This window comes from Sinomonas mesophila (assembly GCF_001999765.1).
GTDB lineage: Bacteria > Actinomycetota > Actinomycetes > Actinomycetales > Micrococcaceae > Sinomonas > Sinomonas mesophila.
Window position 1 is genome coordinate 202667 of record NZ_KV908322.1, and the last position, 10661, is coordinate 213327.

General features: G+C 68.5%; 9 protein-coding genes. 6 read left to right on the forward strand and 3 right to left on the reverse strand.

What is annotated here, in order from left to right; all coding sequences use genetic code 11:
• The first annotated feature begins 5 nt into the window (after window positions 1-5).
• Complete coding sequence (metE, locus tag BV907_RS00990; protein WP_077487778.1) at window positions 6-2357, forward strand: 5-methyltetrahydropteroyltriglutamate--homocysteine S-methyltransferase; 2352 nt, start codon at window positions 6-8, stop codon at window positions 2355-2357.
• Window positions 2358-2404: 47 nt separating this feature from the next.
• Here metE and BV907_RS00995 read toward each other — a convergent pair whose 3' ends face one another.
• The 3 genes from BV907_RS00995 to BV907_RS01005 form a co-directional block, all read right to left on the reverse strand.
• Complete coding sequence (locus BV907_RS00995; RefSeq protein ID WP_077487779.1) at window positions 2405-2908, reverse strand: DUF2004 domain-containing protein; 504 nt, start codon at window positions 2906-2908, stop codon at window positions 2405-2407.
• Window positions 2909-2980: 72 nt separating this feature from the next.
• Window positions 2981-3808 (reverse strand): DUF72 domain-containing protein, encoded by an 828-nt coding sequence (locus BV907_RS01000; RefSeq protein ID WP_077487780.1) that lies wholly within the window; start codon window positions 3806-3808, stop codon window positions 2981-2983.
• Between the two features lie 34 nt (window positions 3809-3842).
• A complete protein-coding gene (locus BV907_RS01005; protein WP_077487781.1) occupies window positions 3843-4766 on the reverse strand; it encodes a LysR family transcriptional regulator in 924 nt (307 codons plus the stop codon).
• A gap of 405 nt (window positions 4767-5171) precedes the next feature.
• Here BV907_RS01005 and nrdH point away from each other — a divergent pair, with 405 nt between their 5' ends.
• The 5 genes from nrdH to BV907_RS01030 are packed head-to-tail and all read left to right on the forward strand — an operon-like array spanning window position 5172 to window position 10452.
• Window positions 5172-5420 (forward strand): glutaredoxin-like protein NrdH, encoded by a 249-nt coding sequence (nrdH, locus tag BV907_RS01010; RefSeq protein ID WP_077487782.1) that lies wholly within the window; start codon window positions 5172-5174, stop codon window positions 5418-5420.
• A 34-nt stretch (window positions 5421-5454) separates the two neighbouring features.
• On the forward strand, window positions 5455-5940 hold the full coding sequence (nrdI, locus tag BV907_RS01015; RefSeq protein ID WP_077487783.1) for a class Ib ribonucleoside-diphosphate reductase assembly flavoprotein NrdI: 486 nt from the start codon (window positions 5455-5457) through the stop codon (window positions 5938-5940).
• Window positions 5910-8081 carry a class 1b ribonucleoside-diphosphate reductase subunit alpha gene (nrdE, locus tag BV907_RS01020; protein WP_077487784.1) on the forward strand — a complete coding sequence of 724 codons (2172 nt, stop codon included), beginning with the start codon at window positions 5910-5912 and terminating at the stop codon, window positions 8079-8081. Before nrdI ends, nrdE begins: the two co-directional genes overlap by 31 nt.
• Window positions 8082-8118: 37 nt before the next feature.
• Window positions 8119-9096: a class 1b ribonucleoside-diphosphate reductase subunit beta gene (nrdF, locus tag BV907_RS01025; RefSeq protein ID WP_077487785.1), complete on the forward strand. Its 978-nt coding sequence runs from the start codon at window positions 8119-8121 to the stop codon at window positions 9094-9096.
• 60 nt (window positions 9097-9156) lie between these two features.
• Complete coding sequence (locus tag BV907_RS01030; protein WP_077487786.1) at window positions 9157-10452, forward strand: right-handed parallel beta-helix repeat-containing protein; 1296 nt, start codon at window positions 9157-9159, stop codon at window positions 10450-10452.
• Window positions 10453-10661: the final 209 nt, after the last annotated feature.

Genomic DNA, 10661 nt, shown 5'->3' on the forward strand with positions numbered 1-10661 from the left:
ACCCCATGACTGCACAGAACACCCCTGTCTTCCCGTCCGCGACCATCCTGGGCTACCCCCGTATCGGCCGCCGCCGCGAGCTCAAGAAGGCCGTCGAGGCCTACTGGGCCGGCAAGAGCAGCGCCGCCGTGCTGCAGGCCGCCGCCGAGCAGATCCAGCTGGGCACCGCCGCCCGCCTCGCCGAGCTCGGTCTCACCGAGTCCTCCGCGGTCCCGGGCACATTCTCCTTCTACGACCAGGTCCTCGACACCGCCGTCGCCCTCGGCGCCGTCCCCGCCCGCTTCGGCGCGCTGCACGACGCCGACGGCCGCCTCGGCCTCGACGCCTACTTCACGCTCGCCCGCGGCAACGCGGAGCAGCAGCCGCTCGAGATGACCAAGTGGTTTGACACCAACTACCACTACCTCGTCCCGGAGATCGGCCCGGAGACCTCTTTCTCGCTCTCCTGTGAGCGCGTCGTCGAGGAGTTCGCCCTCGCCAAGGCCAACGGCACCGTGACCCGCCCGTACCTCGTGGGCCCCGTGACGTTCCTGGCCCTCTCCAAGGCCTCCGACGACGCCCCCGAGGGCTTCGCGCCGCTGTCCCGCCTCGAGGACGTGCTCCCGGTCTACGCAGAGCTCCTGCAGCGCCTCGCCGCCGCCGGCGCCGAGTGGGTCCAGCTGGACGAGCCGGTCCTCGTGGCCGACGGCGACGTTCCCGCCGCCGAGCTGAGCGCCGCCGTCGAGCGCGCCTACGCCGCCCTCACGGCCGCCCCCGTGGGCGAGGCCCGCCCGGCGATCCTCCTCTCCGCCCCGTACGGCGGCCTCGGCGAGCAGACCGCCGCCGTCGCCGCGACCGGCGTCGAGGCCGTCGCCCTCGACCTCTTCAAGGGCGCCCTCCCCGCAGCCGCCGACCTGGCCGCCTTCGCGGGCAAGACCGTCGTCGCCGGCCTCGTCGACGGCCACAACATCTGGCGCAACGACCTCGCCGCCTCGGCCGCGAAGCTCGACGCGCTCACGGCCGCCGGCGCCGAGCACGGCTTCGCCGTCGCCGTCGCGACCTCCACCTCGACCTTCCACGTCCCGCACGACGTCGAGGAGGAGACCCAGCTCGACGCCCAGCTGCGCAGCTGGCTGGCGTTCGCCGACCAGAAGGTCCGCGAGGTCGCCGTCCTCGCCTCGTACCTCGCCGACCCGGCGTCCGCCGCCGGCGCCATCGAGGAGGCCACCCGGGTCATCGCCTCACGCGCCGAGGCCGCCGGCGTCCGCCGCCCCGAGGTTCGCGAGCGCACCGCCGCCCTGACCGACGCTGACTTCTCCCGCCCGGCCTTCGCGGTCCGCGCCGCGGCGCAGGACGCCGTGCTCAACCTCCCGCCGCTGCCGACGACGACCATCGGCTCGTTCCCGCAGACCGCCGAGGTCCGCGGCGCCCGGGCCCGCCTGAACAAGGGCGCGATCGACGCGGCCGAGTACGAGAAGCTCATGAAGGACGAGATCAAGCGCGTCGTCGACCTCCAGGAGGAGCTCGGCTTCGACGTCCTCGTGCACGGCGAGCCCGAGCGCAACGACATGGTCCAGTACTTCGCCGAGAACCTCGACGGCTTCGACGTCACGGTCCATGGCTGGGTCCAGTCCTACGGCTCCCGCTGCACGCGCCCGTCGATCCTCTGGGGCGACGTCTCCCGTCCGGCCCCGATGACGGTCCCGTGGGCCGAGTACGCCCAGTCCCTCACCGGCAAGCCGATGAAGGGCATGCTCACCGGCCCGGTGACGATCCTCGCGTGGTCCTTCGTGCGCGACGACCAGCCGCTCGCCGAGACCGCCAACCAGGTCGCCCTCGCCCTCCGCGACGAGATCTCCGACCTCGAGGCCGCGGGCATCAAGGTCATCCAGGTCGACGAGCCCGCCCTGCGCGAGCTGCTCCCGCTGCGCACGGCGGACCAGCCGGCGTACCTCGACTGGTCGGTCAAGTCCTTCCGCCTCTCCACGGCCGGCGCGGCGGACGCGACGCAGATCCACACCCACCTGTGCTACTCGGAGTTCGGCGTCATCATCGACGCGATCGACGGCCTCGACGCCGACGTGACCTCGATCGAGGCCGCCCGCTCGCGCATGGAGGTCGTCAACGACCTCGAGTCCCACGGCTTCGGCCGCGGCGTGGGACCGGGCGTGTACGACATCCACTCCCCGCGCGTTCCCGGCCAGGGTGAGATCGAGGAGCTGCTCAAGACCGCCGTCGCGCACGTGCCGTCGCGCCAGCTCTGGGTCAACCCCGACTGCGGCCTCAAGACCCGCGGCTACGCGGAGACCGAGGAGTCGCTGCGCAACCTCGTCGAGGCCGCCAAGGCGGCCCGGTCGCTCCTCGGCGCCAACGCCTGAGGTCCTCCTGAAGCCCTAGGCGCATGACGGCGTCGTGGGCGGCGAGCTCAGTCCCAGCTGAGCTCGTCGTCCACGACGCCGTCCTCGTCCGCCGCGGCGACGAGGATCTCGTCGGTGAAGCCCTCCCCGAGGGTGAAGCCGAGCACGAAGTAGCGTTCTGGCTGGCCGGGGAAGATCCCGACCTTGGCCAGCCTGAGCGCCGCGACGAACCTGTCGGCGTCGACCTCCTCCGGGGTGTCGACGCCGAAGAGTTCCCGGGCCTTGCCGTTGTGCAGGTTCTGGCGGTGGAAGTGCATGTACTCGACGGCCGGGGAGTCCTCGTCCTCGAGGTCCTGGCTGATGCGCTCGCGCGCGGCGTCGATGAGCTCGGGCAGGAACCGCAGGCGGTAGTCGACCTTGTGAAGGGCGGCCTCGTCGAGCCGCTCGTGCTCGCCGATGCTCAGGTCGAGGTCGACCGGGGTGCCTTTGTAGTCGTAGCTGCCCGTGATGAGCCGGTGCCCCGTCGATGCGAGGGCCACCTGGCCGAAGTGCGGGCTGACTGCCGTCTCCATGACTAAAAGATAGTCCCGCCCCCACGGGCTGGCCAGCTTTTCCGGGCTCCCCGCCGAGCCCCGGCGGACCGTTCAGCGGAGCCGCTCGAGCAGCGCCATCGCGTCGTGCGGCGCTCGGCCCCCGGCGTCGTTGTCGAAATAGACGTAGGCGTCCAGCCCGTCGTCGAGCCAGCCGCGCACCCGGTCGGCCCAGCGGTCGAGGGACGCGGGGTCATACCCGCCCGAGTACAGCTCCGACTCCCCGTGGAGCCGCACGTACCGGAATCCCCCCGTCTCGTCCGCCATGCGCGGCCAGCGGCCCGCGCTGTCCGCGACGACCGTGCAGATGTCGCGGGCGGCAAGCAGCTTGCGCGCCTCGTCGCTGTCGAAGCTCGCGTGTCGGGGCTCGAGCGCGTGGCGCAGCGGCGCATCGACGTCGGTCTTCGTGAGAGCGCGGTCCGCGGGGACCTTCTTCGAGTGGCCCTTCGCAGCGGTGGCCGCCTCCGCCGTCGTCCGCGGGAGGAGGTCGAGGAACCCGCTCACGAGGTCCGCGTCGAAGGCGACGCTCTCGGGGAGCTGCCACAGGATCGGCCCGAGCCCCTCGCCGAGGGCGAGTACGCCGGAGGCGAAGAAGTTGGCCAAAGGGACCTGCACGTCGCGCAGCCGCTTGAGGTGCGTGATGAAGCGCCCGCCCTTGACCGCGAACACGAAGCCCTCCGGCGTCGCGTCCCGCCAGGCCTCATACGAGGACGGGCGCTGGAGCGAGTAGAAGGAGCCGTTGATCTCGACGGAGGTCATGCGCTCGGCGGCGTAGGAGAGCTCGTCGGCCTGCCGGAGCCCGCGCGGGTAGAAGTCGCCGCGCCACTGCCGGTAGCGCCAGCCCGAGACGCCCACGTACGCCCTGCCCCGCGCGCCGCCCATCGCCTGCCCCTGTCCTGCTGCCTGCGCTCTCCCGTTACCCTCTGCCGCCCCGTGCAGTCACGCCGGCGAGCGTCTCTGCGACGAGGTCGAGGAACAGGCCGGCCTGCGTGTCGCGCTGGCCGGAGAGGCGCAGGGCGAAGATGTTGCGCGCGAGTCTGATCTCCGGCACGTCGACGACGGCGATCCCGCCCGGCCGGGCCTGGAGCGCGAGCTCGGGCACAAGGGCCGCGCCGAGGCCGGCCGCGGCGAGGCCGAGGCTCGCGTTGAAGTCGTCGCTGTAGCCCACGATGCGGGGGTGCATGCCGCAGCTCGCGAAGAGCCTGTCGATCACGGTAGCGTCCGCCGTCCCGGGGTGGTGGACGATCCACGGCATGCCGCCGAGCTGGTCGGCGCTCATCCGCGAGCCCTCCGCGATGCCCCAGGCCGCCGGGATCACGACCTTGAACGCGTCGTCGCCGATCCACTGCCGGTCCACCGTGTGCGGCCACGCCAGCCCGGCCTGGCCCACCTGGTACACGAGCACGACGTCGAGCTCGCCGCCCGCGCGCAGGCCCTGGATGGCCTGGCCCGGCTCGGCGATGGAGACGTGGAGGTCGATCCCGAGCCCGCGCCAGCGCTCGCTGCGCAGCACGGCCGGCAGGGCGTAGGTCGCGAGGCTCGGGAAGATGCCGAGGCGCAGCTCGCGGCCCGCGGCATCTGCCGCCCTGGCGGTGGCGGCGAGCAGCGCGTCGATGTCCGTGAGCACCTTGGCCGCGTGCCGGGTCATGACGACGGCGGCCTCCGTGGGGGCGATGCTCCGCGCCGTGCGCTGGAACAGCTCGACGCCGGTCTCGCGCTCGAGGGCCGCCATCTGCTGCGACACCGCCGACGGCGTGTACCCGAGCCTGGTCGCGGCGGCGGCGAACGAGCCCTGCCGTACGACCTCGAGCAGGGTCTGGAGATGGACAGGATTGACCACGCCTGCTCCTTCCCGCCGTGCCCTCTTCGCTGTGTCCTTCTCGCTGCGCTGGAACCTCCTGCGGCGACCGCGTTACAGCCTACGACACGCCGGGAGATGAACAACACGGAACTTTTTTCCGCTGTGCACGGAGGCGTCCACAGTCTGTGGATGCGTCGATCCCAGGGGCGGAAATCCGCGGAACTCACTGGGAAACACGGTGCATTTCGTGTGCGCAGCGTGTGGACTACGGGCGTGAGGAATGACATACTTGTAATACATCATCTAGGGGTCCGCAGCGGCGGCGCGCACAACATGTAGTATCGAGGGCAGCCGAGGCGTTCCGGATCCGGACCAAGCCGCCGGCGCGGCAGGTGGAGTGAAACGCCCAGCCGGAGAAAGACTTTTCGCAGGAGGGGAAGATCCATGAACGTCACGGTCTACACGAAGCCGGCGTGCGTGCAGTGCAACGCTACCTACCGTGCCCTCGACAAGAAGGGCATCGAGTACCAGAGCGTCGATGTCACGCAGGACCCGGAGGCACTCGCGCGGCTCAAGGCGATGGGCTATATGCAGGCGCCCGTCGTCGTGGCCGACGGCGACCACTGGTCCGGCTTCCGCCCCGACAAGATCGCGGCGCTCGCCCAGGGCGCAGCGACCGCGTCGGTGGCCTGACCGCCGTCATAGGCCCTCAGCAGGAGGTGCTCGCATGACCGCCCAGGCCATCGGGGCGGGAGAGGCGCGGGCCTTGGGATCAGACCCGGGGCCGCGCCCGACGGCGAGCCGCCTCATCTACTTCTCCTCCGTCTCCGGCAACACCCACCGCTTCGTGGGCAAGCTCGGCCTCGAGGCCGAGCGCATCCCGCTGCTCTCCCGTGAACGCCCCCTGCGCGCGACCGAGCCCTTCGTGCTCATCGTGCCGACCTACGGCGGTACCGGGGGAGCGGGGTCAGTGCCGAAGCAGGTCATCAGATTCCTCAACGACCCGCACAACCGGGGCCTCATCCGGGGCGTCATCAGCGCGGGCAACACGAACTTCGGGGACAACTACTGCGCTGCGGGCGACATCATCGCCGTCAAGTGCGGGGTGCCCCACCTCTACCGATTCGAACTCATGGGCACGTCAGAGGACGTGGACCGGGTCACCAAGGGATTGGACGAATTTTGGACACGACTGTCGCTTCCCCCGCAGTAGCGCCTGCAGACCCCAAGGAGCTTCCCGCGAAGTTCAAGGGCCTCGGCTACCACGAGCTCAACGCGATGCTCAACCTGTATGGCGAGGACGGGAAGATCCAGTTCGACGCCGACCGGTACGCCGCGCGCCAGTACTTCCTCGACCACGTCAACACCAACACGGTGTTCTTCCACGACCTGGACGAGAAGCTCGAGTACCTCATCAAGAAGGACTACTACGAGCGCGAGACCCTCGACCAGTACACGATGAACTTCGTGCGCGACCTGTTCAAGCGCGCGTACCAGAAGAAGTTCCGCTTCGAGACCTTCCTCGGCGCGTTCAAGTTCTACACCTCGTACACGCTCAAGACCTTCGACGGGAAGCGCTACCTCGAGCGCTACGAGGACCGCGTCTGCATGGTCGCCCTGCACCTCGCGCGCGGCGACGAGCAGCTCGCGACCCAGCTCGTGGACGAGATCATCTCCGGCCGCTTCCAGCCGGCCACCCCGACGTTCCTCAACGCCGGCAAGAAGCAGCGCGGCGAGCTCGTCTCGTGCTTCCTCCTGCGCATCGAGGACAACATGGAGTCGATCGCGCGCGGCATCAACTCCGCCCTCCAGCTGTCCAAGCGGGGCGGCGGGGTGGCCCTGTCGCTGACGAACATCCGCGAGCACGGCGCGCCGATCAAGCAGATCGAGAACCAGTCCTCGGGCGTCATCCCCGTCATGAAGCTCCTCGAGGACTCCTTCTCCTACGCGAACCAGCTCGGCGCGCGCCAGGGCGCCGGCGCTGTGTACCTGCACGCGCACCACCCGGACATCTACCGCTTCCTCGACACCAAGCGCGAGAACGCGGACGAGAAGATCCGCATCAAGACGCTCTCGCTCGGCGTCGTGATCCCGGACATCACGTTCGAGCTCGCGAAGAAGAACGAAGACATGTACCTGTTCTCGCCGTACGACGTCGAGCGGGTCTTCGGCATGCCGTTCTCCGATGTCTCGGTCACCGAGAAGTACTACGAGATGGTCGACGACGCGCGGATCAAGAAGACCAAGATCAATGCGCGCGAGTTCTTCCAGACCCTCGCCGAGATCCAGTTCGAGTCGGGCTACCCGTACATCATGTTCGAGGACACGGTGAACCGGGCGAACCCGATCGCCGGCAAGGTCACGATGAGCAACCTGTGCTCCGAGATCCTCCAGGTGTCCACGCCGTCGCTGTACAACGAGGACCTCTCGTATGCGGCGGTCGGCAAGGACATCTCGTGCAACCTCGGGTCGATGAACATCGCCAAGACGATGGACTCGGAGGACTTCGGCCTCTCGATCGAGACCGCGATCCGCGCTCTCTCCGCCGTCTCGGACATGAGCTACATCAACTCGGTGCCGTCCGTGGCGGAGGGCAACGCCCAGTCGCACGCGATCGGCCTCGGGCAGATGAACCTCCACGGCTACCTCGCCCGCGAGCGCGTCCACTATGGCTCCGAGGAGGGCCTGGACTTCACGAACATCTACTTCTACACGGTGCTCTTCCACGCCCTTCGCGCCTCCAACCTCCTCGCGAAGGAGCATGGCCAGGCGTTCGGCGGCTTCGAGCACTCGAAGTACGCCTCCGGGGAGTTCTTCGACAAGTACACCGAGCAGGAGTGGGTCCCGCAGACCGAGAAGGTCCGGGAGCTGTTCGCAAACGTCCACATCCCCACCCAGGAGGACTGGCGCGTGCTCAAGGCCGAGGTCGTGGCCCACGGGATCTACAACCAGAACCTCCAGGCCGTCCCGCCGACGGGCTCGATCAGCTACATCAACAACTCCACCTCCTCGATCCACCCCGTCGCCTCGAAGATCGAGATCCGCAAGGAAGGCAAGATCGGCCGCGTCTACTACCCCGCGCCGTTCCTGACGAACGACAACCTGGAGTACTACCAGGACGCGTACGAGATCGGCTACGAGAAGATCATCGACACCTACGCCGCCGCGACGCAGCACGTGGACCAGGGCCTGTCGCTGACGCTGTTCTTCAAGGACACCGCCACCACCCGCGACATCAACAAGGCGCAGATCTACGCTTGGCGCAAGGGGATCAAGACGCTCTACTACATCCGCCTCCGCCAGCTCGCTCTCGAGGGGACCGAGGTGGAGGGTTGCGTGAGTTGCGCGCTCTAGTGGCAGCCGGATCTCACTTCTTTCGAAAGGACTAGCGATGACCTCGGAGAAGCTCAAGCTCCTCGACCACGTCCAGGCGATCAACTGGAACCGGATCCAGGACGACAAGGACGTCGAGGTGTGGAACCGCCTCGTGAACAACTTCTGGCTGCCCGAGAAGGTGCCGCTCTCCAACGACGTCCAGTCGTGGCACACCCTCACGCCGCAGGAGCAGCAGCTCACGATGCGCGTCTTCACCGGCCTGACGCTCCTTGACACGATCCAGGGCACCGTCGGCGCGGTGAGCCTCATCCCGGACGCGCTGACCCCGCACGAGGAGGCGGTGTACACCAACATCGCCTTCATGGAGTCGGTGCACGCCAAGAGCTACTCCTCGATCTTCTCGACCCTGTGCTCGACCAAGGAGATCGACGACGCGTTCCGCTGGAGCGTCGAGAACGAGAACCTCCAGCGCAAGGCGCACATCGTCATGGACTACTACCGGGGCGACGAGCCGCTCAAGCGCAAGGTCGCCTCGACGTTGCTCGAGAGCTTCCTCTTCTACTCGGGCTTCTACCTGCCGATGTACTGGTCCTCGCGGGCCAAGCTCACGAACACGGCCGACCTCATCCGCCTCATCATCCGCGACGAGGCCGTGCACGGCTACTACATCGGCTACAAGTTCCAGAAGGGCCTTGAGCTGGTCTCGGAGGAGAAGCGCCAGGAGATCAAGGACTACACGTTCGAGCTGCTCTTCGAGCTGTACGAGAACGAGGTCCAGTACACGCACGACCTCTACGACGTCGTCGGTCTCTCCGAGGACGTCAAGAAGTTCCTGCACTACAACGCCAACAAGGCGCTCATGAACCTCGGCTACGAGGCCATGTTCCCGTCCTCCGTCACGGACGTGAACCCGGCGATCCTCTCGGCACTGAGCCCGAATGCCGACGAGAACCACGACTTCTTCTCCGGCTCCGGCTCGAGCTACGTGATCGGCAAGGCGGTGAACACCGAGGACGAGGACTGGGACTTCTGACGGTTATCGAGTGGAAGGCATCCCGCGATCAAGGCCGGATCGGGCGATAAACTTCCGCGTGTGATCCTGCTCCGGGCCGTTGCCAGCTTCGCTCTCGTGGCCATGCTGGCCGGATGCGCCGGCTCGCCGACACCTGAACCGACCCCCAGCGACACCGCCACCGCGTCTGCGCAAGTCTGCGCGGACGCGGTGGCCGGCATCGTGACGGCCGCATCTGACCTCGTTGCGAACTACAGCGGACCCGCTGGCACTGGCACTCGCACGGGCGCCGCCGAGCCGACCACGGGACCGACAAGCGAGCCGACGTCGACCGGCGACGCGCTGTCTGAGGCCGTCGCTGGTGCACGCGCGATGCGACAGCAGGCGGGATGCGGCGACGGCCAGTTCAGGGCCGCGCTCGAGTCAGGACTCAAAGAGATCGAGCCGTCGGGGCCGATCGCGGAGGCCGTGCTGCTGCGCGTGTCAGCCTCACTGCTCGGCGAAGTGCGCCAGGAGACGGGGGAGTGGGTGCTCGAACCGGGCGCCGACCTCGCCGAAGCGCTCTCACGCGCCGCTGACGGCAGCACCCTCGTGCTGCCGGCCGGCACGACGGAGCTCGACGGAACACTCGTCCTACTGGCCGGAGTCACGCTCCGAGGCGCGGGCCGCGACCAGACGGTCCTGCGCTCGGCCGCCGCCGACGCCGCGTTCATCGTCGCGACGGGATCGCTCGTGAAGCTCCAGGATCTGACGGTCGACCTCACCGGAGCAAAGCCCGCATCCGGCCTCATCGCTGGTCCGTCCGCGTCGGTCGCGATCACCGGAGCCCGGATCGCGGGAGCGACCGCGGCCGGGGACGGGATCGGCGGCGCGGGCGTCCACCTGTCGGCGGAGGGGGCCGAAGCATCGGGGCGCGGCACGACCCTCGAGATCACCGGCTCGAGCTTCGAGCGCAACGCCTGGGCGGGCGTCGCCGTGTCGGGCGGACACCGGGTCAGCATAGAGTCGTCGACGTTCGCGGACAACGGCGAGGCCGGCATCGTGTTCCTGGATTCCTCGAGCGGGTCGATCGCGTCGAGCACCTTCACGGGAAACTCTGTGGCCGTCGCGGCCACCGGCTCGGCCACGCCCACGCTGCTGTCGAGCGCCGTCTCGGGAGGGTCGGTTGGAGTGCAGGCCGATGCGATGTCAGCTCCGATCGTCGACGGCGTGACGATCGACGGCGCCTCGACGGCTGCCATGATCTTCGGCGGAGAGTCCACCGGATCGATCAGCGCCACGAAATGCGAGAACGTCCCAAACGGCATCGTCGTATCGGATTCCGCGGCACCGACGCTGGGTACGAACACCTGCGCCATCGCGCGCGGCGCAATGTGAGAGGGCATCGTCGTATCGGATCTCGCGGCACCGACGCTGGGCGCGTACACCGGCGACCTCTCGCCGGACCTGTACACGATTGTCGAAGGGTGCAATACTCCTGGCTGGCGACCCTGAGCGGGGGCTCGAGCAGGTCGCCAATCACGTGCGGTCCATAGCCTAATGGGGGGTAAGTGGTGCCGGTTTCGGGGTGGACCGGCCTCGGCGCA